The following is a 25,148-nucleotide window of genomic DNA, read 5'->3' on the forward strand; positions in this document are numbered from 1 at the left end:
TTCCCGATCCAGGCTACGGATGCCGGGACCTCGGCGAATCATCCGAAAGGTGGAGGAGAGGTTCGCCCACCCCGCCGATGACGGCCAGGGCGGTCCGGGCGAGGGTGGAACGGTGCCGGCGAGAGTCGTCGGCGAAAGGAGGCGACGTGTACGTCGCATGGCGCGATCTGCGGTTCGCCCGCGGGCGATTCGCCCTCATCGGGGCGGTCGTCGCCCTCGTCACCCTGCTCGTCGGGTTCCTGTCGGGTCTCACGGGCGGTCTGGCCGTGCAGAACGTCTCGGCCGTGATCGCCCTGCCCGCAGACCGGCTCGTGCTGCACCCGGTCGAGGGCGCGAGTGCGACCTTCGCGGATTCCGCCATCGCGGCCGACACCGTCGCCGCGTGGCGCGCGGCCCCGGGCGTCGAGACGGTCACCCCCGTCGGCATCTTGCAGACACGGGTCGAGGGACCGGGCGCCGCGACGGCCGTCGCCCTCTTCGGCCTCGACGCGGGAACGGCCTTCGCCGCCCCGCGCCGCGACGACGAGGTCGACCTGTCGGCGGGGGCCGCGAAGGCCCTGGACGCGGTGGTGGGCGACGACGTGTCCGTCGCGGGCTCGTCGTACCGTGTGGCCGCGATCGGTGGCGACGACTGGTACAGCCATACGCCCGTCGTCACGCTCAGCACGGCCGCCTGGACGGCCCTCGACCAGCGTCTGGGTGGGACGGGGCAGCCGACGGTGCTCGCCGTCACCGGCTCCCCCGCGTGGGACTCCGTCGCCGCCGACACCGGCACCACGGCATCCACTCCCCTGGCGAGTCTCACCGCGCTGTCGACGTTCCGCTCCGAGATCGGCTCGCTCGCGTTGATGATCGCGATGCTGTTCGGCGTCTCGGCGCTCGTGGTCGGCGCGTTCTTCACCGTGTGGAGCATGCAGCGCTCGGCCGACATCGCCGTGCTCAAGGCCCTCGGGGCGAGCACGCCCGCTCTCGTGCGCGACGCTCTCGGCCAGGCCCTCGTGCTTCTCGTGGGAGGGGTAGGGGTCGGCATCGGCCTGACCGCCCTGCTCGGCGTCCTCGCGGGTGGCGCGCTGCCCTTCGTTCTGAGCCCGCTGACGACTCTCGCTCCCGCAGCGGGTTTGATCGCGCTCGGCCTTCTCGGTGCGGCCGTCTCTCTCCGCACCGTCATCTCGTCCGACCCCCTCACCGCCCTCGGGAGCACCCGATGATCCTTCTCGACGACGTCACCCTGACCTACCCCGACGGAGACGCCCGCGTCACCGCCGTCGACCATGTCACCCTGGAGGGACGACCGGGCATCGTGACCGGCATCACCGGCCCCTCGGGTTCGGGCAAATCGAGCCTCCTGGCCCTGGCCGCCACCCTCGTGCGACCCGACTCCGGGCGGGTGATCGTCGCGGGGACGGATGCCACCCGGCTCGGCGCCGCGGCGGCGACGGCGCTGCGGCGTCAGAGCATCGGCATCGTGTTCCAGCAGCCGCAATTGCTTCCGGCCCTCACCGCTCGCGATCAGCTGCGGGTCATGGCCGAGCTCGGCGGCCCCGGCCGGCGCGAACGGCGCGTGCTCGTTCGTTCGCGGGTCGACGAGCTGCTCGAGGCCGTCGGTCTCGGCGCCCTGGCGGATCGTCGGCCCGCCCAGCTCTCCGGCGGTCAACGTCAGCGGGTGGCGATCGCCCGTGCTCTCGTGCACGAGCCGCGGGTACTGCTGGTCGACGAGCCGACGAGCGCTCTCGACAGCACCCGGGGCGGGGAGATCATGGCTCTGCTGTCACGACTCACGCGGGAACGCGAAACGGCGACGCTGCTCGTGACGCACGACCTCGTGCACGCAGACGCACTCGACGAGACCGTCGAGGTCGTCGACGGTCGAGCGGCGCTCGTCACCACCCGTACGCGTTGAACCACTCGCGACGGCGGTCGGCCTCGGCGCGCGAGTCGTCCCCTCGCCACGAATCGTGGGGCTCGAGCAGGCCGCCGTCGTCGCGGTTAACGAACGCCCAGCAGATCGGGCAGAGTGCGCGGCCGCCGGGGAATCCGTCGCCGAGGGTGGGGGCGGGTTCGGCGGGGGTCCCACCCGCGACGCACTCGGGCGGGTCGGCTTGCAGGTCGCTCCAGAGCAGCCGTCCGCCGGTGCGGTGGTGAAGGCCGCGGTGGCCGTCCTCACGGGTGCAGATCTCGCCGTTTCTTCGGCTGAGACACAGCCTCCGGGCGGCGCCCGGAAGCGCTGCCAGTGTTCGCGTCATCCTTCGATTGTCGCCGCTGCGAGCGCAACGGGGGCAGGTGCGGGATGCGCACGGGGCGGTGGGGGCCGGTGGGGAAGGGATCGGCGGTCATCGCTGACCACCACCGGTGCGACGAGAGAACATGTCGACCTCCTGGTTTCCCCACCATCCGCTCGTCAGCCGAAGATTTCGAGGGGGTTGACAGGACGAAGGACGGTGCTACGTATACCCCATGGGGGTATCGTGGAGCCATGCACGGATACGAGGGCCACAAGGACGACCTCCTCAAGCGCCTGCGCCGCGCCGAGGGGCAGGTGCGCGGCATCGCGCGCATGGTCGACGACGACCAGTACTGCATCGACATCCTCACCCAGGTCTCCGCGGTGACCAAGGCTCTCGAGAACGTCGCCCTCTCACTGCTCGACGACCACCTCTCGCACTGCGTCGCCGAGGCGGCCGCACAGGGCGGCCCCGTCGCCGAAGAGAAGCTCAGAGAAGCCAACCAGGCGATCGCTCGCCTGGTCCGCTCGTAAGGAGACACGTATGACCGAACAGCGCATCGACCTCGGCCTCACCTCGACCTCGCCCGCCGGCGGCGGGTGCGGCGACGGGTGCGGGTGCGGCCACGGAGCCGCGGCATCCGCCCCTGCCGTCCGCGCGGACGCGGCGACGACCGACGTGATCCGCGTCGAGGGGATGACCTGTGCGCACTGCGTGCGCGCGGTCACCGAAGAGCTCAACGCGCTCGACGGCGTGGAGGTCGTCGACGTCGAACTCCGTGTCGGCGACGCTTCGCTCGTGCGCATCGCGGGCACGGCCGACGACGACGCGCTCACCGCAGCCATCGACGAGGCCGGGTATACGCGCGTGCGCTGACCGCGCACGTCCGATCATCCCGCGGGCGAGCCTCACCCGACGCCGATCACCGAGTCGGGTTCAGAAGGCGCGGCGCACCAGGACGTCGACGGCGGCGTGGAAAGTGAGGTGCTGAGACACCTCGACCGCGCGGTCGTAGCGCGCACCGCCGAGGGCCACGAAGACGGCGCCGACGACCTCGACGTACCCGACGATGTACCCGTCGCGGGCGACCTCGTACAGGTCGAGATCGACGCGTGTCCACGGGATCTCGGTGAGGACGGGCGGAGCGGAGGACGGGGCCGCTTTCGCCGCGGCGCGGGCCGCAGCCTTCGATGATCCCGGGCGGCTGAGGGGTGCTTCCATGACCATGCGAGACTCCTTGGCTCCTCCGGGGTGCTCTCAGCCTGCGCCGTTCACCCGTGAATCTCGCGGCCCTTGACGAGACGTCGCATCGAAGCTACGGCGAGGTCAGACGGCACTGCGCGCGGGGCGACCGCGGCGCGGACGCTCGTCCGACAGGTCGAACGGCTCCACCCCCGCCGTGAGCGTCTCGACCTCGTCGAGCCACCGCAGGTCGGCCTCGAGTCGCACCCGGCGAGCGGTGAGCACGATGGCCGCGGGAACGGCATCCGTCCGCTCCGCCTGCACCTCGGCAAGTGCCGCACGGACCGCTTCGCGCTGGACCGACAGGATGCCGGGCACATCCGCTCCCGGCAGCGTCACGGCGAGCGCGATCTTGAGGGCCACGTCGTCGCGCCCCTCGACCAGGGATGCCCCCGAGAGCCACGCACGCAGCTCGGCGCGACCGTCGGCGGTCACCTCCCACAGCACGCGCGCTTCGTCGTCGAGGCCGGCGCCCTGCACCAGCCCGTCGCGCTCGAGGCGCTCGAGGGTCGTGTACACCTGGCCGACGTTCACCCGCGCGCCCGTGCGGCGCTCGTACTCGGCCCGCAGCTGGGAGCCGTAGCAGGTGCCGCGATCGAGGATCGCGAGCAGGCTCAGACGGACGGACACGGGCGCCTCCTGGCGACGGAGAAATGACTTGCCGAGTATATCGTTCGACGCCGAGGGATCGCCCGACGCGCCGGAAGGCCCCGGCGTAGCATGTGGTCTGACCACACAGTCCGGTTCGATCGGAGGCTCCTGATGGAGTGGCTCGACCCTCTCGCCCTCGCCCGCTGGCAGTTCGGGTTGACGACGCTGTACCACTTCCTCTTCGTGCCCCTGACGCTCGGGATGTCGCTCATCGTGGCGATCTTCCAGACCGTCTGGTACCGCACCGGAGACGTGCGATGGCTTCACATCACCCGGTTCTTCGGGAAGATCTTCCTCATCAACTTCGCCATGGGCGTGGTCACCGGAATCGTGCAGGAGTTCCAGTTCGGCATGAACTGGTCGGCCTACTCCCGCTTCGTCGGCGACGTCTTCGGCGCACCTCTCGCCTTCGAGGGGCTGCTCGCGTTCTTCCTCGAGGCGACCTTCATCGGCCTCTGGATCTTCGGGTGGGACAAGCTCCCCCGCCTCGCGCACCTGGCGAGCATCTGGATGGCCGGCATCGGCGCCACCCTGTCGGCGTACTTCATCATCGCCGCCAACGCCTTCATGCAGAACCCGGTCGGGTACCAGATGTCGGCCGACGGCCACCGCGCCGAACTCGTGGACTTCTGGGCCATGCTCACGAACCCCGTCGCCCTCGCCGCCTTCCCGCACACGATCTTCGCGGGCTGGATGTTCGCCGCGATGGTCGTCGTCGCCGTCTCGGCCTGGCACATGGCGCGCGGTCGCAACACCGACATGATGCGCAAGACGCTCCGTTTCGGTCTGTGGTCGACGCTGGTGTCTTTCGTGCTCGTCGCAATCGTGGGCGACCAGCTGAGCCTGGTCATGGTGGCCACGCAGCCGATGAAGATGGCGGCGGCCGAGGCGACGTTCAACACCGTCTGCGGCCAGGACGCGTCGTTCTCGATCTTCACACTCGGCACGCCCGATGGAACGAGCGAGCTGTTCTCCATCCGCGTGCCCTTCCTGCTCAGCATCCTGTCCACGCACTCCCTCGACGGCTGCGTCGAGGGCATCAACGACCTCAACACCCTCTACAGCCAGCAGATGTTCCCGCAGTTCGCCGACCAGGTCGACGGCAACTTCGCCCCCGTCCTCTGGGTCACCTACTGGGCGTTCCGCTGGATGATCGCCCTCGGCGGCATCGCGGCGCTCGTCAGTGTCGTCGGCCTCTGGGTGACCCGAAAGAAGGCGACCCGCCCGGTCGCCCCGTGGATGTGGCGCGTGGCGATCTGGGCCGCTCCGCTGCCGATGCTCGCGAGCCTCGTCGGCTGGCTCTTCACCGAGATGGGCCGGCAGCCGTGGATCGTCTTCGGGCTCATGCTCACGCAGGACGGCGTCTCGCCCAGCGTGCCCGGCTGGAGCGTGCTGATCTCGCTGATCGCCTTCACCCTCGTCTACGCCACCCTCGCCGTCGTGGAGTTCGGTCTCATCGTGAAGTTCGCGCAGAAGGGCCCCGAGCCCCTGCCCGATCCGGATGCCGAGCACGACGACTCCATCGAGAACACCCCGACCACGGTCTACTAGGAGCCCCTCATGGACCTCGCACACCTCTGGTTCTGGATCGTCGCCTTCCTCTTCGTCGGCTACTTCGTGCTCGACGGCTTCGATTTCGGCGTCGGCATGTCGCTCCCCTTCCTCGGCAAGGACGACATCGCGCGCCGCCAGATCATCAACACGATCGGCCCCGTCTGGGACCTCAACGAGACCTGGGTCATCGTCGCCGGCGCGGCCCTGTTCGCGTCGTTCCCCGAGTGGTACGCGACGCTGTTCAGCGGCTTCTACCTCCCGCTGCTCGCGATCCTGCTGGCCCTCATCGCCCGCGGCGTCTCGTTCGAGTACCGCCACCAGCGCGACTCCCTGAGGTGGAAGCGGACCTTCGACCGCATGATCGTCGCGGGATCCGCCGCCCCCGCCTTCCTCTGGGGCGTCGCGTTCGCGAACATCGTGCAGGGCGTGCCCCTGGATGCCGACCACGAGTACGTCGGCACCGTGCTGACGCTGCTGAACCCCTATGGCATCCTCGGCGGGCTCACGACCCTGAGCCTGTTCTTCCTGCACGGCGTGTACTTCGTGGCGCTGAAGACCGACGGCCAGGTGCGCGCCGACGCTCGACGCCTCGCGGGCCGCGCGGGCCTCGTCACCATCGCCCTGGCCGCGCTCTTCCTCATCTGGACGATCGCGAACGCCGCGGACGCTCCGCTGTTCCTCGGCGTGGTCGCCCTCTCCGGCGTCGCCGCGCTGACGCTGATCGGCTCGTGGGTCTCGAACGCCCGCGACCGCGAAGGCACCGCCTTCACCCTGGGAGCGGTGACCATCGTCGCCGCGGTCGCCGCGCTGTTCTTCGCGCTGTTCCCGAACGTCATGCCGTCCACGCTCGGGGCGGGCTCGAGCCTCACCATCGACAACGCCTCGAGCACCGAGTACACGCTGACCATCATGAGCTGGGCGGCGCTCATCTTCCTCCCGCTGATCCTCGCCTACCAGGGCTGGACCTACTGGGTGTTCCGCAAACGCGTGACCCGCGCCCGCATCGAGAAGGCCGCGCTCGTCGCCCACTGACCCATGAAACCCGTCGACCCGCGGCTGCTCCGCTACGCCACCGCCTCTCGCGCCTTCTTCGCCGTGACCGCGGCGATCGTGCTCGCGCAGACGGGAGTCGTCGTCGGGTTCGCGTGGGCACTCAGCGCCGCACTGGTCGGCGTGATCCAGGGCCGACCGGTCGGCGAGTTGTGGGGAGACGTCGGGGTCGCGGCATCCCTCGTGCTCCTCCGGGGGGTGCTGATCGCGGCCTCGGAGCGCGCGTCGGCGCACGGCGCGGCGGCAGCGTCGCTGCAGCTGCGGGCAGCGCTCATCGGCGCGGTGAGCCGCCTCGGTCCGGGCTGGCTCGCCCGGCGTAATTCCGCGTCGTTGTCGCTCACGGCGGGTCACGGCCTCGAGGCGCTCGACGCGTACTTCGGTCGCTACCTGCCGCAGCTCGTGGCCACCGCGATCACCATGCCCATCCTCATCGGCGCCATCGCACTCGCCGACCCGCTGTCGGGCCTGATCGTCGTGCTGACGATCCCCCTGATCCCGCTGTTCATGGTGCTGATCGGCCTCGCGACCCGCGGCGTCCAGGAGCGGCAGTTCCGCACCCTCGGACGCCTCGCCGCGCGCTTCGCCGATACCGTCGAGGGACTCGGAACGCTGAAGGCGTTCGGGCGTCAGCATCGGGCGGCGCGCTCGATCGACACCATCACGCGCGACTACACGCGCGAGACGATGACGGTGCTGCGGGTGTCGTTCCTCTCGGGATTCGCGCTGGAGTTCCTCGCCTCCATCTCGGTGGCGATCGTCGCCGTCACCATCGGCTTCCGCCTGCTCTCGGGCGACCTCACGCTGCTGATCGGCCTTTTCGTGCTGCTGCTGGCGCCCGAGGCGTACCTGCCGCTGCGACAGGTCGGGGTGCAGTTCCACGCGGCCTCCGAGGGGGTCGCTGCCACCGACGAGATCTTCGACGCCCTCGACGCCGCGCGCGCGGTCGAGACGGGCGAAGAGCGGATCCCGGATGCCGGCACCCCGGCGCTCGGCTCGACCATCGCGCTCGACAGGGTCCGGGTGCACCGCGAGGGGCACGCTCTTCCGACGGTGTCGCTGTCGGTGTGGCCCGGCGAGGTGGTGCTCGTGACCGGCCCCAGCGGAGTGGGCAAGTCGTCGCTGGTCGCCGCCCTGCTCGGATGGGCGGAGCACGACGGCGACGTGCGCGTCGACGGCGTCGCCGTGCCGCACGCCCGCGCCTCGGTGGCGTGGGCGGGACAGCGGCCGGCGCTCGTCTCGGGCAGCGTCGCCGAGAACGTCTCGCTCGGCTCGACCGCCGACCCGGCCCGGATCGTGGCGGCCCTGGCTGACGCGGGAGCGGCCGACGTCGACCCGGCCACCCCCCTCGGTGCCGGCGGAGCGGGGCTCTCGGGCGGGCAGGCGCAGCGCGTCGCCGTCGCGCGGGCGCTGTACCGCGCGCGGGTCGGCGGCACGCCCGTGCTCGTGCTCGACGAGCCCAGCAGTGCTCTGGATGCCGACACCGAGGCGCACCTGTGGACGACCCTGCGCCGCGAGGCCGACGCCGGTCGCGGGGTGCTGCTCGTCTCGCATCGCCGCTCCGCCCGGGCGATCGCCGACCGCGTGGTCGAACTGGCCTCCCCGCTCCTCGACCCGCGGACCCCGTCCCCCGAACCGGCCGTCGACGTCCCGGAACCGACGCCCAAGGCTCCGGAGCCCGTCGAGGAGACCGCTGCCCGTGCGACGCGCAGCCCCCTTTGTTCCGAGGTGCGCTCGTGAACGCCCGCGTCCGCGGCATCCTGCGATCGGCGATGCCCTCGCGCCGGCGCTTCGCGCCCGCGGTGCTGTCGGGTTTCGGCACGGCGGCGAGCTCGATCGCGCTGCTCGCGGCGAGCGCCTGGCTCATCGCGCGGGCCGCCGAGCAACCGCTCGTGATGTACCTGTCGGTGGCCGTGGTCGGGGTGCGCGCGTTCGCGCTGTCGCGCGGGGTCTTCCGCTACCTCGAGCGCCTCACGAGCCACGATGCCGCCCTGCACCGGCTCGCGGGGGTCCGCTCCGACCTCGTGCGCGAGCTCGTGCCGCTCGCTCCCGACGGCCTCGCCCGCTCGCGTCGCGGGGGGCTGCTCTCGAGCGTCGTCGACGACGTCGATGAGCTGCAGAACCTCCCCCTGCGCGTCGTGCTGCCGCTCACGACGGCCGCGCTGACCTCGCTCGCCGCCGTGATCTTCACCGCGTTCGTCTCGTGGTCCGCGGCTCTCGTCCTGCTGGGATGCCTCGTGGCCGCCTTCGGCCTCGCCGTCGCCGTGGGGTGGGCCGCGGGTGCTCGCGCCGAGCGCTCGATCGCGCCTCTGCGCGCCGGCGTCGCCGACGCGGTGCACGACCTTCTCACCAATCTCGACGTGCTGACCGCGTACGGAGCAGTGGATGACGCAGCCGAACGCGTCCACCGCGCCGATGCCGCCCTGCGTCGGGCCGCCGTGCGCCGCGGCGGAGCCCAGGGGCTCACCGCGGGCGCGGTGTCGGTGCTGGCGGGGGTCGCTTCTCTCGTCGCGCTGCTCGTCGCCGCCCCCGCGGTCACCGGCGGCTCGCTGTCGGGCCCGGGACTCGCGGTCGTCGTGCTGCTGCCGATGGCGGTGTTCGAGGTCTTCGGGCCGGTGCCCCTCGCCCTCGCCTCGTGGCGGCAGGTGCGGGCGGCGGCGGAGCGCATCGCCGAGGCCGTACCCGAGGCCGTCCCCGACGGACTCCCCCACGACGAACCGGCCCCGACCGACGAGGCACCCGCCCTCGGCGCGGGGATCGAGCTCAGCGGCATCCGGGCGCACTGGCCGGCGCGCAGCGACACCGACGCAGACGCCGGCCGCCTCGACGACGTCGACCTCCGCGTCGGCCCGGGCGAGCGCGTCCTCGTGACGGGCCCGAGCGGGGCGGGAAAGACCACGCTCGCGCACGTGCTGACGCGCTTGCTCGACTACGAGGGGTCGTACCGGATCGGGGGACGCGAGGCCCGCGAGATCTCGGGAGACGACCTGCGCCGCACCGTCGGCCTGATCGAACAGGTGCCGTACCTGTTCGACGAGTCGGTGCGCCAGAACCTGCTGTTCGCGCGCGAGAGCGCGACCGACGAGGAGCTGTGGGCGGTGCTCGATCGCGTCGGGCTCGCCGACTGGGCGCGAGAGCGCGGCGGCCTCGAGGCAGCCGTGGGCGATCGGGGCGGACTCGTCTCGGGCGGCCAGGCGCAACGCCTCGCTCTCGCCCGGGCGATCCTGCGCGACTTCCCGGTGCTCGTGCTCGACGAGCCCACCGCGGGCGTCGATCCCGCGGCATCCGATGCCCTTCTGCGTGATCTGCTCGGCGCGGTCGACCGCGATCGCGCCGTGGTCCTGGTCTCGCACGTCGAGGTTCCCGCGGGGCTCGTCGACCGCGCGGTGCGGCTCGAGAACGGACGGGTGGCGGCGGGCTGAATCAGGGGGCCGCCCCGCACGCCGGCAGCAGCACGTCGTCGACGATGGAGACGAAGTCGTCGCGTCTCGGGCCGGCGGGCGTCTGAGCGAAGGACAAGCCGCTCATCGCCGGGATGACCGCGGCGAGAGAGGCGACGCGATCCACGACCGACGTCGACAGAAGTCCCCTCTCCACCGCCCGGATCAGGAGCCGGCGGTACACCTCGACATACGGCTGAGTCACCTGCGTCGCGACCATATCGCGCAGCGTCGCCGACCGATGCGACGCGGCGGAGAGCCCGGCGAAGAGCGTGAGACGACGGGATGCTCCCCCCAACCAGGGCGAGTCGATGACGGCGATCAGGTCGTCGCGCAGCGATCCTCGGTCGGGGAGCTCATCGATCTCGGGCGGGTACCCCATCGACCGGACGGCGGCGAGCACGAGATCGTCCTTCGTTCCCCAGCGCCGGTAGAGAGTGGTTTTTGCTCGGCCGGTGCGCGCGGCGACCTCGTCCAGGCTGACCTGTTCGTAGGCCCGTTCCGCCAGCAGGTCGAGCGTGGCCGCCAGCACCATGCCGTCGCGGGTGAGGTCGCGGGGCCGACCCCGCTTCTTCTGGCTCGGCGGCGCGGGAGTGTCCATCCGTCGAGGGTACGACAGCCACCCGCAATAACGCTACTCTCGAGTATCGTTATTCGTGTTCATCGCTTCGGTGAACCGGACGGGAGGTCCCATGCAGATCCAGAACAGCGTCGTCGTCGTGACCGGCGCCTCGTCGGGAATCGGCGCCGCGACAGCGAGAGCGTTCGCCGCCGCCGGGGCACGCGTGGTCCTCGCCGCCCGCCGTGAAGAACGCATCCGCGCCCTCGCCCTCGAACTGGGCGACGCGATCGCCGTCCGCTGCGACGTCACGAGCCAGACCGACATCTCCACGCTCGCCACGGCCGCGCTCGATCGCTTCGGCCGTATCGACGTGCTCGTGAACAACGCCGGACAGGGACTCCAGGCCACGGTCGAGCAAGTGTCGGTGAGCGACTTCCGGGACGTGCTCGAGCTCAACCTCGTCGCACCCCTCGCCATGATGCAGGCGGTCCTCCCCTCGATGAGAGCGAACGGGAGCGGAGCCGTCGTCAACGTCAGCTCGGGCACCACGTTCGCCGACGTGCCCGGCACCGGGTGCTACGTCGCGTCCAAGATCGCCCTGGAGCGGCTGTCCGCGGTCGCTCGCAACGAACTGGCGGGAACGGGTGTCACCGTGTCGACCGTCATCCCCTTCGCCACGGAGACGGAATTCCTCACCTCGATCAAGGCCGGACGCTCCGACGCCGAAGCGATGACGGCGGGGGCGTCCTTCGATGACCCGCGGGTGGTCGCCGAGGCGATCGTCGACCTCGTGCGCACGGGTGAGGCCCGGAAAGACCTCGTTCCCGCGGCCTACGGCGGCACCCGCTGACGCGACGCGCCCGGAGGAGGCTACGCGGCGTCGACGCCCGGGCGCGAGAAGCGAACGGCGTCGGCGGGAACACCGATCCGCACCGGCATCCCCACGCTCACGCCGGCGGCGACGCTCGGAGCCACCTCGACCACACCCGCGTTCGTCACGACCCGCACCCCCGTCGGCGTCGACTCGAGATGGATCACCGTCGCCGGCGCCCCCTCGCCGAGTCGCGCATCCACCGCGCGATACACCGCCACGAGCGGGATCCCGTCGACCGCGGCGAGGCCGCGGGACACGGCATCCGTCGACTCGAGGCGCAGCTCACCCCGCACGAACGCCCCGCCCCGCGCCACACCCTCGAGACGCTCGAGTCCCGCGATCCGCGCCGCGACGTCGGTCGCGGGGGCCGAGAGCACGTCGCGCACGGGCCCTTCCTGCGTGACCCGCCCGCGCTCCACGATGACGAGTCGATCGGCGAGGGCCGCAGCGTCGATCGCGTCGTGGGTGACGGCCACGGTCGTCACCCCGGCGAGGCGCTCGCTGAGCATGGCCCGGATCTCCGACGCCGTGACCGCGTCGAGGGCCACGAGGGGTTCATCGAGCAGCACGACCCGGGGCTCGGCCGCGAGCGCTCTCGCGACGGCCACGCGCTGCTGCTCCCCGCCCGACAACTGCGCGGGTCGACGGTCGCCCATCCCCGGGAGACCCACGCGGGCGAGCCAGTCGTCGGCTCCGCTGCGAGCGGCGGATGCCGGGACCCCGGCCGATCGCGGACCGAAGGCGACGTTCTCGCGCACGGTGAGGTGCGGGAAGAGCCGGGCCTCCTGACCGAGCAGCACGATGCCGCGCTCCATCGGGGCCGTGCGCACCCGCGGCGCACGGTCGAGCACCCGGCCGTCGACGGAGATCTCGCCCTCGTCGAGCGGGGTGAGCCCGGCCAGGGCGCCGAGCAGGGTGGATTTCCCGGCACCGCTGCGCCCCATCACGGCGACGGTCTCCCCCGGGGCGACGGCGAGCGCGATGTCGACGACGAAGTCACGGCGGCGTACCGCGATGTGGGCGCGGAGTTCCGCGGCATCCGGGATCGTCATCTGCCCACCCCCGGCCGCCATCCGCGCACGAGAAGCAGCACAGCGACGGCGGTGAGGAGCAGCAGCAACGACAGGGCCACCGCGGTACCCTGCGAGATGCCCGCACCGTTGAAGGCGGTGTAGATCGCCAGCGGCATCGTCTGCGTCACCCCCGGGCGGTTGCCGGCGAACAGCGCGGTCGCCCCGAACTCCCCGATCGCGCGGGCGAAGCACAGCACGACCCCGGCGACGATGCCGGGGGCTGCCAGCGGGAGCGTGATGCGCCGCAGGATCGTCGCGCGCGAGGCCCCGAGAGAGGCCGCGGCCCTCTCGAACTCGACGCCGGTGCTGCGCAGCGCCCCCTCGACCGCGAGCACGAGGAAAGGCAGAGCGACGAACACCTGCGCCAGCACGACGGCGGGGGTCGTGAACGGCAGGCCGAGGAAGCCGAACCAGCCGTTGCGCCCGAAGAGGTACAACAGGGCGACACCGCCGACCATCGGCGGCAGCACGAGCGGCACGGTCACCAGCGCCCGCAGAGCGGCCGCCGTGCGGGCGGGACTGCGCGCGATCAGGAGGGCGAGAGGGATGCCGATCACCGCGCACCCCACGGTGGCCACGGCCCCGGTGCCGAGCGACAGTGCCAGGGCCGAGAGCGCGGCCTCGGAGGTCACGTCGCTCCACAGCGTCGCCCACTCCACGCGCGCCACCAGCGCGGTGAGCGGGACGAGGAGGAAGAGCAGGCCGGCCACCGCCGGCACGATCAGCCAGCGGGGGACGTATCCCGCCTCTCTCACGGTGCGCGGAACCCGGCGTCCGCGAGCACCCGCTGCCCGTCCTCACCGAGGACGAAGGCCACGAACGCGGCGGCGGCGTCGGGGTTCGGCGCATCGGTCAGGGCGGCGATCGGATAGCGGTTGACGACCGCATCCGCACCGGCGGGAACGATGGTCTCGACGTCGTCCCGGCCATTGACGTCGGTCGCGTAGACGAGACCGGCGTCGGCCTCGCCGGCGGCCACCTTGGTCAACACCGCGGTGACGTTCTGCTCGGAGCTGGCGGGCGTCACACGCACGCCGGCGTTCGACAGGAGGGTCGCCGAGGCGGCGCCGCACGGCACCTCGGGGGCGCATAGCACCGTCGTCACGCGGGCGAGATCCGCGAGGGTCGCCACGCCGCCCGGGTTTCCCGTCGGCACGGCGATGACGAGCGTGTTCCCGGCGAACAGCCGGGGATCAGGGGCCTCCGCCGCCACCTTGGACATGTTCTTCTCGTCGGCCGAGGCGAAGACGTCGGCCGGAGCGCCCTCGCCGATCTGCGTCGCCAGGGTGCTCGATCCGTCGTAGACCGCGCTGACCGTGACACCGGGGTGGGCGGCCTCGAAGGCGGAGGCGATCTCGTCGAACGAGCGCTGCAGCGAGGCCGCGGCGTACACCTCGACGGTCCCCGAGAGCGAGTCCTCGGATGCCGCGGGCGCGGGCGCCGCGCTCGCACATCCGGCGAGCAGGACGGCGGTGCCGACGACGGCGAGCAGGCGGAGGGGGCGGCGCATGAGGGTCCTTTCGGCGCGGCCGGCGGCCCGCTGTCCCTTCAGTATTCCGCATCTGCGGACTTGAAGATTCGATATGTCCGTTTCTACCCGAAAGTCAGCTCGGCGATGAGAGACGACGACGAGCCGTCTCGCGCAGGTGGAGACGAGGGGTGGACCGGCGAGTCCTGGCACGCCGGCGACCGACGCGATAGGAACGGGGGATGCGAGGAACACCGTGAGCGACCTCCCGAGCCTGGGCGACTTCCTCCAGCGCCGACGCGAGGCCCTGCAACCCGAGGACGTCGGTCTCGCGCGCGGCGCGCGTCGGCGCACGGCGGGCCTCCGCCGCGAAGAGGTGGCCCTGCTCAGCCACATGTCCACCGATTACTACGCGCGCCTCGAGCGCGGCACCGGTCCGACCCCCTCGGAGCAGATGCTCACCGCTCTCGCGCAGGGCCTGCACCTGAGCCTCGCCGAGCGCGATCACCTCTTCCGTCTCGCGGGGCACCGGCCACCGTCTCGTCACTCGGGGACCGAGCACGTCAGTCCCGGCATGCTCCGCATCCTCGATCGCCTCGACGACACTCCCGCCGAGATCGTCACCGAGCTCGGCGAGACGCTGCGCCAGAGCCGTCTGGGCATCGCCCTCCTCGGCGACGCCGCGCTGCGGACGGGGCCGGCGCGGAGCATCGGCTACCGCTGGTTCACCGACCCCGCCTCCCGGGCCGCCTACCCGCCCGACGAGGCCGCCAACCTGTCGCGCGTCTACGCCGCGGGCCTGCGCGAGATGGTCGCCGCGCGGGGCCCGCAGTCTCGCGCCGCCGAACTGGCCGACGACCTCCGCGCCCGCAGCCCCGAGTTCGCCACCCTCTGGGACGCGCACGAGGTCGGCGCCCGGCCGCCCGAGGTCAAGAGATTCCATCACCCCGAGGTGGGCCACCTCGACCTGTCGTGCCAGACCCTGCTCGACCCGGACCAGTCCCACCGGCTGCTCGTCTACACCGCGCAGCCCGGGAGCGAGAGTGCCGAGAAGCTGCGCCTGCTCGCCGTGATCGGATCGCCCTCGGTCCGCTGAGGGGTGGATCGCCGATCAGCGGGTGAGCGCGCACTGGCCCCCTCGGTGCGCGGACGGAAGCATCGACGTATCGACGCGAAAGGACCCGATCATGTCCCCCACCTCTTCCCCGCTCCGCGGCCGCCTGGCCCTCGTCACCGGTGCCAGCGACGGCATCGGGACGGTCATCGCGACCCGTCTCGCCGGCCTCGGCGCCGAGGTCGTCCTGCCCGTCCGTTCCCCCGAGAAGGGCCGTCGTGCGCTCGACGCCCTCCGTCGGGAGGTTCCGGATGCCGCGGCCTCGACCCGCGCCCTCGACCTGGCGGACCTGGACTCGGTGCACGCCCTCGTCGAGGCACTGCGGTCCGAGGGTCGGCCCGTGCACCTGCTGGTCAACAACGCCGGCGTCATGACCCCGCCGACGCGACAGGAGACCGCCGACGGCTTCGAGCTGCAGTGGGGCACGAACCACCTCGGTCACGCGGCCCTCACCCTCGGCCTCCTGCCGCTCCTCCGGGAGGGCCGCGCGCGCATCGTGCACCAGACGAGCATCGCCGCGCGCCGAGGCCGCTTCGACGAGGGCACCGTCGACGCGACGCCGTACGACGCCATGGCCTCGTACGTGCAGTCGAAGATCGCGGTCGGCCTGTTCGCCGAAGAGCTGCGGCGCCGCGGCCGCGCCGAGGGGTGGAACGTCACCAGCACGCTCGCGCACCCCGGGGTCTCGCCCACCAACCTCTTGGCGGCTCAGCCCGGCGTCGGCCGCACGCGCGAACTGGGCGCGCGCCGGGTCATCCGGGTGCTCTCCCGCCTGCACATCACCGGCTCCGTGGCATCCGCCGCCGAACCCGCCGTGCTCGCGGCGACCGCCACCCCCGCACAGGGGACGTTCTTCGGCCCCTCGCGCCTGATCGGTGGCCCGGCGCGTCCCTCGCCGCTCTGGTCGCCGTTCTCCGACGCCGCCGACGCTCGCCGACTGTGGGAGCTCACGGTCGACGCGATCGGGCCGCGCTTCGCGGGGTGAGGCGGTCGCCTATCCCTGGCCCGGCTGGCTCGACGTCGTCGCGTCGAATCCCCGTGTCTCAGCCGCGCGGCGCCTCGACCGTGACGACCGTCGCCTTCATCGAGGCCACCGCCAGAGAGCCCGGCTCGAGCGCGAGCTCCTCCGCCGCCTCGGCCGACATCAGCGACACCACCCGGTGCGGGCCGCACTGCAGGTCGACCTGGGCCATCACCCCGTCGATCCGCACGCGCGTGACGATCCCGACGAATCGATTGCGCGCGCTCGAGGCGATGCCGGTGGGATCGTCGGGCTCGTCGGCGAGCGCAACGGCCCGCTCGGCCAGCGCCGCCCCGGGAATCTCGGTCGGCGAGGTCCCGGTGGTGGGCAGCGCGCCCTGATCGATCCACCGACGCACGGTGTCGTCACTGACACCGAGCAGGCGTGCGGCTTGTGCGATGCGGAAGGTGTTCGGCATCCCCCGAAGGTACCCCCGCCCGCGCGACGGGAGCCGGGAGGAAGCGCGCCGACGGAAGGATCCCCGGGCCGAAATCGTCCTCCCTCCACCGAATCTCCTCCCCCGCGCACCCACGCCGCCCTCACCCTCCCCGTGCTGACCTAGGCTCGACCCATGGATGCCGAGCACGCGAGCGCGACACGGGGGCCCGTGGCCGTCGCTCTCGGCGCCACCGTGACCCGCGCGCCTGGCGCCACCGTCCTCCCCGCGACGGGAGCACCGGCCGTCTCGGCCTCCGGCGCGACCGTGCTCTCCGAGACGGGCGCTCCCCGCGAGGGCGGTCTGCTCGACCGCTTCGGCCGTGTCGCGACCGACCTGCGCGTCTCGGTGATCGACAAATGCAACCTGCGCTGCACGTACTGCATGCCGGCCGACGGGATGCCGTGGCTGCCGCAGTCGCAGCTGATGTCGACCGACGAGATCCGGCGCATCGTCCGCGTGGCGGTGCGATCCCTCGGCGCCGAGGAACTGCGCCTCACCGGCGGAGAGCCCCTCGTCCGCAAAGACCTCGAGTTCATCATCGCCGGCATCCGGGAGGACAATCCCGACCTTCCGATCTCGATGACCACCAACGCCGTAGGCCTCGATCGCCGGGCGCAGGCGCTGAAAGACGCGGGGCTGAACCGCCTCAACGTCTCGCTCGACACCCTGCACCCCGAGACCTTCGCCGAGCTGACCCGCCGCCCCCACCTCGACAAGGTGCTCGCCGGCCTCCAGGCCGCGCGCGCGGCGGGCCTCGGCCCCATCAAGATCAACGCGGTGCTCCTGCGCGGGGTCAACGACACCGAGGTCGTCCCCCTCGTCGACTGGGCTGTCACGAACGGCTTCGAGATGCGCTTCATCGAGGACATGCCCCTCGACGGCGACCGGTCGTGGACGGCGACGAACGTCATCGCGGCGAGCGACATCCGCGCCGAGATCGAAACGGCGTTCGCCCTCGCGCCCGACCCTCGCGGTCGCGGCGCTGCCCCCGCGGAGCGATGGGAGGTGCGACGCCCCGGAGAGACCGCGGTCGCCGGACACGTCGGCATCATCTCCTCCGTCACCGAACCCTTCTGCGCCGCCTGCACGCGCACCCGCGTGACGGCCGACGGCAAGGTGCGATCCTGCCTCTTCTCGCACGAAGAGACCGACCTGCTCTCCACCCTCCGCGCGGGCGCCGACGACGACGGCATCGCACAGGTCTGGCGGGATGCCATGTGGGCCAAGCCGCGCGCCCACGGTTCCGACCGCGTGGGACTGGCGCGCCCCGACTTCGTTCAGCCCGAGCGCACGATGAGCGCGATCGGCGGATGAGGCCGCTCGTCGAGCCGGTGGCATCCCTCGCCCCCGAAGAACTCATCCGCACCGCCCGTCATGCCGTGCTCGCCGGGATCGGCGAGGAGGGACAGCGTCGCCTCGCCGCCGCACGCATCGCCGTGGTCGGCGCGGGCGGTCTGGGTTCGCCGGTGCTGCTCTCGCTCGCGGCCGCGGGGGTGGGCGAGCTCATCGTGATCGACGACGACACCGTCGAGCGCACCAACCTGCAGCGCCAGCTCGCGCACCGCGTCGCCGACATCGGCACCGCCAAGACCGCCTCGGCCGCACGCGCCGTGCACGATCTCTCACCCCTCACCGTCGTGCAGGAACGCTCGGTACGACTGACCTCCGACAACGCCCGCGATCTGCTGCACGGTGCCGACCTCGTCATCGACGGGAGCGACACCTTCGACACGCGCGAGGCCGTCGCCGCGGCCGCCGAAACCCTCGGCATCCCGCTCGTCTGGGGAGCCGTGCAGGAGTGGGCGGCGCAGGTCACGGTGTTCTGGTCGAATCCGCCCGAGGGCCACGCCCCCGTCGTGCTCGGCGATCTCTTCCCGCCCGGGTCCGCGGGCGAACCGCCGACGTGCGCCCAGGTCGGCGTCCTCGGCTCGCTCTGCGTGCAGGTCGGCGGGCTTCTCGCGACCGAGGCGATCAAGCTCGTCACCGGGGCGGGCGAACCGCTGCTCGGCCGACTCGTCGTGATCGATGCCCTGCGCGCGCGACAGGACGCGATCCCGCTCACCCCCGCGGCGCGCCCCGCCGTTTCCCCTTGACCCCGGAGGCCCCGATGACCCCGCTGCTCACCGTGGAGGAGCACCGCGCCCGCGTGCTCGCCGCCGTCTCACGCCTCGCCCCCGAGACCGTCCGCCTCGCCGACGCGGCCGGTCGCACGCTCGCCGAATCGGTTCTCGCCGCCCACGACCTGCCCGGCTTCGACAACTCGTCGATGGACGGCTTCGCGGTGCACGTCGCCGACGTCGAGGGGGCGGATGCCGAGAACCCGGCGACCCTCCGCGTGGTCGGCGACCTGCCGGCCGGGTCGTCGGCCGATCCGTCGTTCGGCGCCGGCGAGGCGGTGCGCATCATGACGGGCGCGCCCGTCCCCACCGCGGCCGACGCGATCGTCCCCTTCGAAGACACCACCGGTGGTCTCGCGGACTCGCTCGGCACCATCGACGTCCGTCGCGCCCCCGCCGCCGCGGGTGCGTTCATCCGCCGCCGGGGCGGTGACACCCGTGCGGGCGATGTCGTGCTCTCGGCCGGCGAGAGGCTCGGCGCCCTCGCGCTGTCCGCCGCCGCGGCCGCCGGCGTCGCCGAGCTCGTCGTGCACCGCCGCCCCCGTGTCGCCGTCGTCTCCACCGGCAGCGAGCTCGTCGCCCCCGGCACCGCGCCGGGGCGCGGCCAGACCCCCGACTCCAACTCGACACTCCTCGCGGCTCTCGTCGCGGGCGCCGACGCCGACGTGACGGTCATCGCCTCGCTCCCCGACGAAGCCGAGGCGATCCACTCCTTCCTCGAGCGCGCTCTCGACGCCGACGTCGTCGTCTTCACGGGAGGCGTCAGCGCCGGGGCCTACGAACCGGTGCGCCAAGCGCTGTCGGACCGCATCGCGTTCGAGAAGGTCGCCATGCAGCCCGGCAAGCCGCAGGCCTTCGGCGTCCTCGACGACGGCCGCCTCGTCTTCGGCCTCCCCGGCAATCCCGTGAGCGTCGCGGTCTCGTTCGAGGTGTTCGTGCGCCCCGCGCTCCTGGCGCTGCAGGGCCGCACGGTGATCAATCGGCGTCTCGCCCGGCTCACGGCATCCGAGACCTGGACGACCCCGCCCGGCCGACGCCAGTACCTTCCCGCCGCGATCGACCTCGTCGCGGGCACGGTCCGCCCCGCGACGGCCGGCGGCTCGGGCTCGCACCTCGCCGCCTCTCTCGCGCGCGCCGAGGCCTTCGCCATCGTTCCCGCGGAGGTGTCCACCGTGTCGGTGGGCGACCCGCTCGATGTCATGCTGATTCCATGAGCTTCACCCACCTGGATGCCGCGGGCCGCGCCCGCATGGTCGACGTCACGCTCAAACAGCCCACCGTTCGCACGGCCACCGCGCGCGGATTCGTCCGGTGTGCGCCCGAGGTGGTCGCCGCCCTGCGCAACGGCACCGCGCCCAAGGGCGATGTGCTCGCGGTCGCGCGGATCGCCGGCATCCAGGCCGCGAAATCCACCCCCGCCCTGCTCCCCCTCGCGCACGTCATCGGCGTGCACCGCGCCTCGGTCGACCTCGAGGTCACCGACGAGGGCGTCGAGATCGAAGCCACCGTCGGCACCGCCGACCGTACCGGCGTCGAGATGGAGGCGCTCACGAGCGTCTCGGTCGCGGCGCTCGCGATCGTCGACATGGTGAAGGGGCTTGACAAGGGCACCTTGATCGAGAACGTGCGCATCGTGTCGAAGACCGGCGGGAAGTCGGGCGACTGGCTGCGCCCGGGCGAACCCGGGGTCGGCCCGTCGGCGACCGCTCCCGGCGAGGTGCCGGCGGCCGAGGGGGAACGCGCGTGAGCGTGCGCGTGCGCTACTTCGCCGCCGCGGCCGAGGCGGCGGGAACGGATGCCGAGGATCGCTTCGAACAGTCCCTGACGGCGCTGCGCGCCGCGGTCGTCGCCGACCACCCCGCTCTGGGCGAGATCCTGGATCGCTGCGCCGTGCTCGTCGACGGCACGCGCCGCGACGACGACGCCCCGCTCGCGGGCGTCACGCACGTCGACGTGCTCCCGCCCTTCGCCGGCGGCTGAGCCCCGGGACGCAGCCGATGCACCGGATTCGGATCCGTGCACGGGATTCGGACACACCGCGCCACGGCATCCGCATCCGCTGCACTCCCCCGAATCCGTTGCGGGCGCGAGAAGGCGTCAGCCCCCGAGGCCCTTCCACTCCGTCGTACCGTCGGCCTCGACCTGACGCTTCCACACCGGCAGGTCGGTCTTGATCGTCTCGATCACGGTGCGGCAGACCTCGAACGCCTCGGCGCGGTGACCGGATGCCACAGCGATCACGACCGCGGCCTCCCCGACGCCCAACCGGCCGACGCGGTGGCTGACGGCGACGATCGCATCGGTCCCCGCCGCGGCGGTCTCGGCGATGCGGTGCAGGGTCTGCTCGGCATCGGGGTGCGCGCTGTACTCGAGCGCCACGACCGCGCCCGAGGCATCGGGGTCGATGTCGCGCACGCGACCGACGAAGGTGGTCACGGCTCCCGACGACGACTCCTCGACGGCATCGAGGTGCGCGTCGAGGTCGAGCGGGGTCTCGGACAGACGGGCGATGCGGACGGCGCTCATGAGTGGTCTCCTCCGGAGAGCTGATCGAGCACGTGCGGTGCGAGCTCGGCGATGACGGTGATCCCGGATGCCACGGCCCGTGTCGACCCGGGGAGGTTGACGATCAGGGTGCCGGGGTCGACGATGCCCGCGAGGCCGCGGGAGATGACGGCCATCGGGGTGTCGGCGAGCCCACGACGCCGCAGCTCCTCGGCGATACCGGGGATCTCGCGGTCGATCACGCGCGTCGTGCCCTCGGGCGTGCGGTCGGTGGGGGCGATGCCCGTGCCGCCGGTCGTGACGATGAGCCCCGTCCCCTCGGCGACGAGGGCGCGCAGAGCAGTCTCGACGCTCTCTGCCCCGTCGGCGACGATGACGGGGTCGGCGCAGTCGAATCCCGCCTCACGCAGCAACGACACTGCCAAGGGGCCGCCGCGGTCTTCACGGAGGCCCGCGGCCGAGCGATCGGACACGGTCAGGACGCGAGCGTGGTGGGGCACGCGGCTCAGCCTACGGGCGCGCGCGGTGGCGTGGGCCCGGTTTCCGCAAGCGAAAGGCCTATGCCGAGGGCGCCGCGGTCGTCTCGACCTCGGCGATCTCGGGGGCGATGCGTCCGGCCTTCGCCTTCGGCTCGAGGTCGTCGCGTTGCACGTGCTCGGCGGCGGCGGTGATGCGCCGGGCCATGCCGCTGAAGATCAGCCCGTGGAAGGGCAGCACGGCCAACCAGTAGAGGCGTCCCGCGAGTCCCGTCGGGAAGAACAGCGCCCGCTGGTCGAAGCGCGCCCCTTCACCCTCGGGCGTCGCGCGCAGTTCGAGCCAGGCTCCGCCCGGGACCTTCATCTCGGCGCGCAGGCGCAGCAGGTGACCGGGCTCGATCGCCTCGACGCGCCAGAAGTCCAGGGCATCGCCGACGGTGACCACCGACCGACTGCGACGGCCGCGGGCCAACCCCACGCCACCGACGAGACGGTCCATCCAGCCGCGGATCGCCCAGAGCAGCGGTGAGGAGTACCAGCCGTTCTCTCCGCCGATCCCCTCGATCACCGACCACAACTGGGCGGCGCTCGCCTTCGTGGTCATCGAGCGGATGTCGGTGTACACCAGCCGACCCGACCACTCCGGGTCGCTCGGCAGCGGATCGCTCGGGGCACCCGACACCTCGGCGTCTTGCCAGCTGGTCTCGATCGCGTCGTCGTTCACGCGCCCGAGCGCGCGGCGGACGGCCTCCCGGTAGGGCATGAGTCCACCCTCGGGGCGCGGCACGAGGTCGTCGATCGCGCGATCCTTCACGACGCAGTCGTTCTGCAGCGACTCCACGAGCGGCCGGGCGATCGCCTTCGGGATCGGGGTCACGAGGTTGACCCAGTGCGAGGCGAGGCGCGGCGTCAGGACGGGCAGAGACGCGATCGCGCGCTGCGGCAGACCCGCCTCCATCGCGTAGCCGTTCATCATCTGGCCGTAGCGCAGCACGTCGGGCCCGCCGATGTCTACCGCCCGGTTGACGTTGGGGGCCACGCGTGCGGCGCCGAGCAGGTAGTGCAGCACGTCGCGCACGGCGATCGGCTGGATGTGGTTTCGCACCCATTTGGGCGCGGGCATGTACGGCAATACGTCGGTGAGATGGCGCACCATCTCGAACGACGCCGAGCCCGACCCGATGACGACGCCGGCCTGCAGCACGAGGGTCGGCACACCGCTGTGCAAGAGGATCTGTCCCACTTCGACGCGCGATCGCAGGTGCGCCGAGAGCGTGGCGTCATCGGGGTGCAGGCCGCCGAGGTAGACGATGCGCGAGACGGATGCGGCGGACGCCGCGTCGGCGACGGTCTGCGCGGCTACCCGGTCGGTGGCCTCGAAATCGCGGGCGCTTCCCATCGAATGGATGAGGTAATAAAGCACGTCGACGCCCTCGACCGCTGCACGGACGGCCGCGGCGTCGGTCGCGTCGCCCGTGGCGGTCTCGATCTCGTCGCCCCAGGGGAAGGCCTCGACCCGTCGAGGATCGCGGGCGAGCACGCGCACGCGGTACCCCGCCGACAGCAGGCGGGGAACGAGCCTGCCGCCCAGATAGCCGGTGGCGCCGAGCACCAGAGCTCTCGGTGCCGTCCCGTCGGAGCGGGGCTGGGCGACGAGCGCGGGTTCGCGGCCGGTGGGGGCGGAGAGCTCGGTCATGCCCGACACGGTACGCCGGACGTCCGACATCGCCGGGGGCTTGACGATCGTCCGAGACGCCTCGATAGCACGACCGCCCCGCGCACGCCCCGGACTGGAAACGAAACACGGATCGGGGTAACGCTAGAAGGATGAACGAGAAATCCCCCTCGGCATCCGAAGCCCCCCGGCTCGAAGTCGACGACGTCATCGTCGTCGACAAGAATCGCGTGCGCACCGCCATCGGCGGCACCGTCGTCGGCAACTTCATGGAGTGGTTCGACTTCGGCATCTACGGCTACCTCGCCGTCACGCTCACCGCCGTCTTCGCCTCCGACCTGCCCGACCCGTGGGGTCTGCTCGTCACGCTGCTCGGCTTCGCGATCTCCTTCCTCGTCCGCCCCTTCGGCGGCTTCGTCCTCGGCCCCCTCGGCGACCGGATCGGCCGACAGAAGGTGCTCTTCCTGACGATGGCGATGATGGCCTCGGCCACCGCGCTCATCGGCATCCTTCCCACCTCGGCGCAGATCGGCCTCTGGGCGATCATCCCGCTCTACCTGCTGAAGATGATCCAGGGCTTCTCCACCGGCGGGGAGTACGCCGGAGCGACCACCTATGTCTCGGAGTTCTCCCCCGACAAGCGGCGCGGCTTCTGGTCGTCGTGGCTCGACGTGGGCTCCTACGTCGGGTTCGCCGCCGGTGCCGGAGCGGTGGCCATCACCACGGCCATCGTGACGAACGTCTCGGGCCCCGACGCGATGACCGAGTACGGCTGGCGCATCCCGTTCCTGCTCGCCATCCCCCTCGGCATCGTCGCGATCTGGTTCCGTCTGAAGATCCCCGAGACCCCCTCCTTCGAGCAGACGCACGCGGCCGAGGCCGAGGCCGAGATCGACAAGGACGACCCGATGTCCCGCCAGGGCCTCGCCGGGATCGTGCGCCACCACTGGAAGTCCCTGCTCATCGCGATCGCCCTCGTCGCGGCGACCAACACCGCGGGATACGCCCTCACCAGCTACATGCCGGTCTACCTCGAGAAGGAAGTCGGTATCTCGAACGTGGGCTCGGCCGTCGCCACCATCCCCGTTCTTCTGCTGATGTCGGCCATGCTGCCGATCTTCGGCAGGCTCAGCGACCGGGTGGGCCGCAAACCCATCTACGTGGCGGCCGCCGCGTCCGCGCTGGTCCTGCTGGTTCCGGCCTTCCTGATCATGCAGATCGGTGAGCTGTGGGCGGTCATGATCGCCCTGGTGCTCGCGGCGGTGCCGGTGGCCTTCTACGCGAGCATCGCGGCATCCACTCTGCCGGCGCTCTTCCCCACCGCCTCGCGCTTCGGGGCGATGGCGATCGCGTACAACGTATCGGTGTCGTTGTTCGGAGGCACGACCCCGTTGTTCAGCCAGGCGCTGATCGACTGGACGGGCAACACGCTCATGCCGGCGTTCTACATCATGTTCTTCGCCGCGATGGGGTTGGTCGCGCTCCTGGCCATGCCGGAGACGGCCAAGCGCCCGCTGCTCGGTTCCGTCCCCACGGTGGAGACCCCGGCCGAGGCACAAGCGCTCGTCGCCCGACAGGACGACGATCCGCTGATCGACACGTCCACCATGCCCCTCGAGCTGAACCGGCCGTAACCGCCGACGACGGCGACGGGACGGGATGCCGGGT

General features: G+C 71.9%; 28 protein-coding genes. 17 read left to right on the forward strand and 11 right to left on the reverse strand.

The window, feature by feature from the left end:
* The first annotated feature begins 146 nt into the window (after window positions 1-146).
* Window positions 147-1,208 (forward strand): FtsX-like permease family protein, encoded by a 1,062-nt coding sequence (locus tag NE358_RS12735; RefSeq protein WP_289939062.1) that lies wholly within the window; start codon window positions 147-149, stop codon window positions 1,206-1,208.
* Window positions 1,205-1,900 carry an ABC transporter ATP-binding protein gene (locus tag NE358_RS12740; RefSeq protein WP_289939064.1) on the forward strand — a complete coding sequence of 232 codons (696 nt, stop codon included), beginning with the start codon at window positions 1,205-1,207 and terminating at the stop codon, window positions 1,898-1,900. The genes NE358_RS12735 and NE358_RS12740 overlap by 4 nt, the downstream gene beginning before the upstream one ends.
* Here the strand turns inward: NE358_RS12740 and NE358_RS12745 are convergent.
* The gene (locus tag NE358_RS12745) at window positions 1,881-2,243 is read right to left on the reverse strand and encodes a hypothetical protein (RefSeq protein WP_246078013.1); all 363 of its coding nucleotides are present in this window, start codon (window positions 2,241-2,243) and stop codon (window positions 1,881-1,883) included. The two genes, NE358_RS12740 and NE358_RS12745, sit on opposite strands and share 20 nt — an antisense overlap.
* A 230-nt stretch (window positions 2,244-2,473) precedes the next feature.
* On the opposite strand from NE358_RS12745, the gene NE358_RS12750 reads away from it, so the two are divergent.
* Window positions 2,474-2,755, forward strand: coding sequence for a metal-sensitive transcriptional regulator (locus NE358_RS12750; protein ID WP_103206009.1), 282 nt, complete (start codon window positions 2,474-2,476; stop codon window positions 2,753-2,755).
* 10 nt (window positions 2,756-2,765) lie between these two features.
* A complete protein-coding gene (locus NE358_RS12755) occupies window positions 2,766-3,098 on the forward strand; it encodes a heavy-metal-associated domain-containing protein (protein ID WP_116239197.1) in 333 nt (110 codons plus the stop codon).
* A 60-nt stretch (window positions 3,099-3,158) separates the two neighbouring features.
* Here NE358_RS12755 and NE358_RS12760 read toward each other — a convergent pair whose 3' ends face one another.
* Entirely contained in the window at window positions 3,159-3,449 is a 291-nt protein-coding gene (locus tag NE358_RS12760; RefSeq protein ID WP_174799648.1) for a hypothetical protein, read from the reverse strand.
* Between the two features lie 99 nt (window positions 3,450-3,548).
* The gene (locus tag NE358_RS12765) at window positions 3,549-4,094 is read right to left on the reverse strand and encodes a PadR family transcriptional regulator (protein ID WP_103206006.1); all 546 of its coding nucleotides are present in this window, start codon (window positions 4,092-4,094) and stop codon (window positions 3,549-3,551) included.
* Between the two features lie 132 nt (window positions 4,095-4,226).
* Between NE358_RS12765 and NE358_RS12770 the strand changes: the two genes are divergently transcribed.
* The 4 genes from NE358_RS12770 to cydC are packed head-to-tail and all read left to right on the forward strand — an operon-like array spanning window position 4,227 to window position 10,138.
* A complete protein-coding gene (locus NE358_RS12770) occupies window positions 4,227-5,666 on the forward strand; it encodes a cytochrome ubiquinol oxidase subunit I (RefSeq protein WP_103206005.1) in 1,440 nt (479 codons plus the stop codon).
* Between the two features lie 9 nt (window positions 5,667-5,675).
* Window positions 5,676-6,701, forward strand: a complete 1,026-nt coding sequence (cydB, locus tag NE358_RS12775; RefSeq protein WP_103206004.1) for a cytochrome d ubiquinol oxidase subunit II — start codon at window positions 5,676-5,678, stop codon at window positions 6,699-6,701.
* A gap of 3 nt (window positions 6,702-6,704) precedes the next feature.
* The gene (cydD, locus tag NE358_RS12780) at window positions 6,705-8,456 is read left to right on the forward strand and encodes a thiol reductant ABC exporter subunit CydD (RefSeq protein ID WP_289939072.1); all 1,752 of its coding nucleotides are present in this window, start codon (window positions 6,705-6,707) and stop codon (window positions 8,454-8,456) included.
* Window positions 8,453-10,138, forward strand: a complete 1,686-nt coding sequence (gene cydC, locus NE358_RS12785) for a thiol reductant ABC exporter subunit CydC (RefSeq protein ID WP_289939073.1) — start codon at window positions 8,453-8,455, stop codon at window positions 10,136-10,138. The genes cydD and cydC overlap by 4 nt, the downstream gene beginning before the upstream one ends.
* A gap of 1 nt (window position 10,139) precedes the next feature.
* On the opposite strand, the gene NE358_RS12790 is transcribed toward cydC, so the two are convergent.
* Window positions 10,140-10,757: a TetR/AcrR family transcriptional regulator gene (locus tag NE358_RS12790; RefSeq protein WP_116239200.1), complete on the reverse strand. Its 618-nt coding sequence runs from the start codon at window positions 10,755-10,757 to the stop codon at window positions 10,140-10,142.
* 91 nt (window positions 10,758-10,848) lie between these two features.
* On the opposite strand from NE358_RS12790, the gene NE358_RS12795 reads away from it, so the two are divergent.
* The gene (locus tag NE358_RS12795; protein WP_289939076.1) at window positions 10,849-11,568 is read left to right on the forward strand and encodes an SDR family NAD(P)-dependent oxidoreductase; all 720 of its coding nucleotides are present in this window, start codon (window positions 10,849-10,851) and stop codon (window positions 11,566-11,568) included.
* Between the two features lie 20 nt (window positions 11,569-11,588).
* Here NE358_RS12795 and NE358_RS12800 read toward each other — a convergent pair whose 3' ends face one another.
* Genes NE358_RS12800 through modA form a run of 3 tightly spaced genes read right to left on the reverse strand, consistent with a single transcriptional unit; the run spans window position 11,589 to window position 14,175 of the window.
* Window positions 11,589-12,644: a sulfate/molybdate ABC transporter ATP-binding protein gene (locus tag NE358_RS12800; RefSeq protein WP_289939077.1), complete on the reverse strand. Its 1,056-nt coding sequence runs from the start codon at window positions 12,642-12,644 to the stop codon at window positions 11,589-11,591.
* Window positions 12,641-13,420 (reverse strand): molybdate ABC transporter permease subunit, encoded by a 780-nt coding sequence (modB, locus tag NE358_RS12805; RefSeq protein ID WP_289939079.1) that lies wholly within the window; start codon window positions 13,418-13,420, stop codon window positions 12,641-12,643. Before modB ends, NE358_RS12800 begins: the two co-directional genes overlap by 4 nt.
* Entirely contained in the window at window positions 13,417-14,175 is a 759-nt protein-coding gene (gene modA, locus NE358_RS12810; protein ID WP_141376300.1) for a molybdate ABC transporter substrate-binding protein, read from the reverse strand. Before modA ends, modB begins: the two co-directional genes overlap by 4 nt.
* A gap of 214 nt (window positions 14,176-14,389) precedes the next feature.
* Between modA and NE358_RS12815 the strand changes: the two genes are divergently transcribed.
* Window positions 14,390-15,229: a helix-turn-helix transcriptional regulator gene (locus NE358_RS12815; protein ID WP_289939083.1), complete on the forward strand. Its 840-nt coding sequence runs from the start codon at window positions 14,390-14,392 to the stop codon at window positions 15,227-15,229.
* A gap of 91 nt (window positions 15,230-15,320) precedes the next feature.
* Window positions 15,321-16,232: an SDR family oxidoreductase gene (locus tag NE358_RS12820; RefSeq protein WP_289939085.1), complete on the forward strand. Its 912-nt coding sequence runs from the start codon at window positions 15,321-15,323 to the stop codon at window positions 16,230-16,232.
* A 58-nt stretch (window positions 16,233-16,290) separates the two neighbouring features.
* Here NE358_RS12820 and NE358_RS12825 read toward each other — a convergent pair whose 3' ends face one another.
* The gene (locus NE358_RS12825) at window positions 16,291-16,686 is read right to left on the reverse strand and encodes a TOBE domain-containing protein (protein ID WP_103205997.1); all 396 of its coding nucleotides are present in this window, start codon (window positions 16,684-16,686) and stop codon (window positions 16,291-16,293) included.
* A 153-nt stretch (window positions 16,687-16,839) separates the two neighbouring features.
* On the opposite strand from NE358_RS12825, the gene moaA reads away from it, so the two are divergent.
* Genes moaA through NE358_RS12850 form a run of 5 tightly spaced genes read left to right on the forward strand, consistent with a single transcriptional unit; the run spans window position 16,840 to window position 20,804 of the window.
* Window positions 16,840-18,021: a GTP 3',8-cyclase MoaA gene (gene moaA, locus NE358_RS12830; RefSeq protein ID WP_289939089.1), complete on the forward strand. Its 1,182-nt coding sequence runs from the start codon at window positions 16,840-16,842 to the stop codon at window positions 18,019-18,021.
* Window positions 18,018-18,800, forward strand: a complete 783-nt coding sequence (locus NE358_RS12835) for a HesA/MoeB/ThiF family protein (protein WP_289939090.1) — start codon at window positions 18,018-18,020, stop codon at window positions 18,798-18,800. Before moaA ends, NE358_RS12835 begins: the two co-directional genes overlap by 4 nt.
* A 14-nt stretch (window positions 18,801-18,814) precedes the next feature.
* Entirely contained in the window at window positions 18,815-20,038 is a 1,224-nt protein-coding gene (locus NE358_RS12840; protein ID WP_289939092.1) for a molybdopterin molybdotransferase MoeA, read from the forward strand.
* A complete protein-coding gene (gene moaC, locus NE358_RS12845; RefSeq protein WP_289939094.1) occupies window positions 20,035-20,571 on the forward strand; it encodes a cyclic pyranopterin monophosphate synthase MoaC in 537 nt (178 codons plus the stop codon). The genes NE358_RS12840 and moaC overlap by 4 nt, the downstream gene beginning before the upstream one ends.
* A complete protein-coding gene (locus NE358_RS12850; RefSeq protein ID WP_103205992.1) occupies window positions 20,568-20,804 on the forward strand; it encodes a MoaD/ThiS family protein in 237 nt (78 codons plus the stop codon). The genes moaC and NE358_RS12850 overlap by 4 nt, the downstream gene beginning before the upstream one ends.
* Window positions 20,805-20,921: 117 nt before the next feature.
* Here NE358_RS12850 and NE358_RS12855 read toward each other — a convergent pair whose 3' ends face one another.
* The 3 genes from NE358_RS12855 to NE358_RS12865 are packed head-to-tail and all read right to left on the reverse strand — an operon-like array spanning window position 20,922 to window position 23,501.
* Window positions 20,922-21,350, reverse strand: a complete 429-nt coding sequence (locus NE358_RS12855) for a molybdenum cofactor biosynthesis protein MoaE (RefSeq protein WP_103205991.1) — start codon at window positions 21,348-21,350, stop codon at window positions 20,922-20,924.
* On the reverse strand, window positions 21,347-21,829 hold the full coding sequence (locus NE358_RS12860; protein WP_103205990.1) for a MogA/MoaB family molybdenum cofactor biosynthesis protein: 483 nt from the start codon (window positions 21,827-21,829) through the stop codon (window positions 21,347-21,349). The genes NE358_RS12855 and NE358_RS12860 overlap by 4 nt, the downstream gene beginning before the upstream one ends.
* A gap of 58 nt (window positions 21,830-21,887) precedes the next feature.
* On the reverse strand, window positions 21,888-23,501 hold the full coding sequence (locus NE358_RS12865; protein ID WP_116239364.1) for an SDR family oxidoreductase: 1,614 nt from the start codon (window positions 23,499-23,501) through the stop codon (window positions 21,888-21,890).
* Between the two features lie 131 nt (window positions 23,502-23,632).
* Between NE358_RS12865 and NE358_RS12870 the strand changes: the two genes are divergently transcribed.
* Window positions 23,633-25,114 (forward strand): MFS transporter, encoded by a 1,482-nt coding sequence (locus tag NE358_RS12870; RefSeq protein ID WP_103205989.1) that lies wholly within the window; start codon window positions 23,633-23,635, stop codon window positions 25,112-25,114.
* The last annotated feature ends 34 nt before the right edge of the window (window positions 25,115-25,148 follow it).

Source organism: Sphingomonas sp. G5, from assembly GCF_052660795.1.

What these genes read in the sequence shown, in the direction of transcription:
- NE358_RS12755 (WP_116239197.1), top strand. Translation starts at nt 2,766, where the DNA reads ATGACCGAACAGCGCATCGACCTCGGCCTCACCTCGACCTCGCCCGCC.
- NE358_RS12825 (WP_103205997.1), bottom strand. Translation starts at nt 16,686, where the DNA reads ATGCCGAACACCTTCCGCATCGCACAAGCCGCACGCCTGCTCGGTGTC.
- NE358_RS12740 (WP_289939064.1), top strand. Translation starts at nt 1,205, where the DNA reads ATGATCCTTCTCGACGACGTCACCCTGACCTACCCCGACGGAGACGCC.
- cydD (WP_289939072.1), top strand. Translation starts at nt 6,705, where the DNA reads ATGAAACCCGTCGACCCGCGGCTGCTCCGCTACGCCACCGCCTCTCGC.
- NE358_RS12745 (WP_246078013.1), bottom strand. Translation starts at nt 2,243, where the DNA reads ATGACGCGAACACTGGCAGCGCTTCCGGGCGCCGCCCGGAGGCTGTGT.
- NE358_RS12750 (WP_103206009.1), top strand. Translation starts at nt 2,474, where the DNA reads ATGCACGGATACGAGGGCCACAAGGACGACCTCCTCAAGCGCCTGCGC.
- NE358_RS12760 (WP_174799648.1), bottom strand. Translation starts at nt 3,449, where the DNA reads ATGGTCATGGAAGCACCCCTCAGCCGCCCGGGATCATCGAAGGCTGCG.
- NE358_RS12800 (WP_289939077.1), bottom strand. Translation starts at nt 12,644, where the DNA reads ATGACGATCCCGGATGCCGCGGAACTCCGCGCCCACATCGCGGTACGC.
- moaA (WP_289939089.1), top strand. Translation starts at nt 16,840, where the DNA reads ATGGATGCCGAGCACGCGAGCGCGACACGGGGGCCCGTGGCCGTCGCT.
- NE358_RS12820 (WP_289939085.1), top strand. Translation starts at nt 15,321, where the DNA reads ATGTCCCCCACCTCTTCCCCGCTCCGCGGCCGCCTGGCCCTCGTCACC.
- NE358_RS12795 (WP_289939076.1), top strand. Translation starts at nt 10,849, where the DNA reads ATGCAGATCCAGAACAGCGTCGTCGTCGTGACCGGCGCCTCGTCGGGA.
- cydB (WP_103206004.1), top strand. Translation starts at nt 5,676, where the DNA reads ATGGACCTCGCACACCTCTGGTTCTGGATCGTCGCCTTCCTCTTCGTC.
- NE358_RS12770 (WP_103206005.1), top strand. Translation starts at nt 4,227, where the DNA reads ATGGAGTGGCTCGACCCTCTCGCCCTCGCCCGCTGGCAGTTCGGGTTG.
- NE358_RS12865 (WP_116239364.1), bottom strand. Translation starts at nt 23,501, where the DNA reads ATGACCGAGCTCTCCGCCCCCACCGGCCGCGAACCCGCGCTCGTCGCC.
- NE358_RS12855 (WP_103205991.1), bottom strand. Translation starts at nt 21,350, where the DNA reads ATGAGCGCCGTCCGCATCGCCCGTCTGTCCGAGACCCCGCTCGACCTC.
- modA (WP_141376300.1), bottom strand. Translation starts at nt 14,175, where the DNA reads ATGCGCCGCCCCCTCCGCCTGCTCGCCGTCGTCGGCACCGCCGTCCTG.
- NE358_RS12840 (WP_289939092.1), top strand. Translation starts at nt 18,815, where the DNA reads ATGACCCCGCTGCTCACCGTGGAGGAGCACCGCGCCCGCGTGCTCGCC.
- NE358_RS12870 (WP_103205989.1), top strand. Translation starts at nt 23,633, where the DNA reads ATGAACGAGAAATCCCCCTCGGCATCCGAAGCCCCCCGGCTCGAAGTC.
- NE358_RS12790 (WP_116239200.1), bottom strand. Translation starts at nt 10,757, where the DNA reads ATGGACACTCCCGCGCCGCCGAGCCAGAAGAAGCGGGGTCGGCCCCGC.
- moaC (WP_289939094.1), top strand. Translation starts at nt 20,035, where the DNA reads ATGAGCTTCACCCACCTGGATGCCGCGGGCCGCGCCCGCATGGTCGAC.
- NE358_RS12835 (WP_289939090.1), top strand. Translation starts at nt 18,018, where the DNA reads ATGAGGCCGCTCGTCGAGCCGGTGGCATCCCTCGCCCCCGAAGAACTC.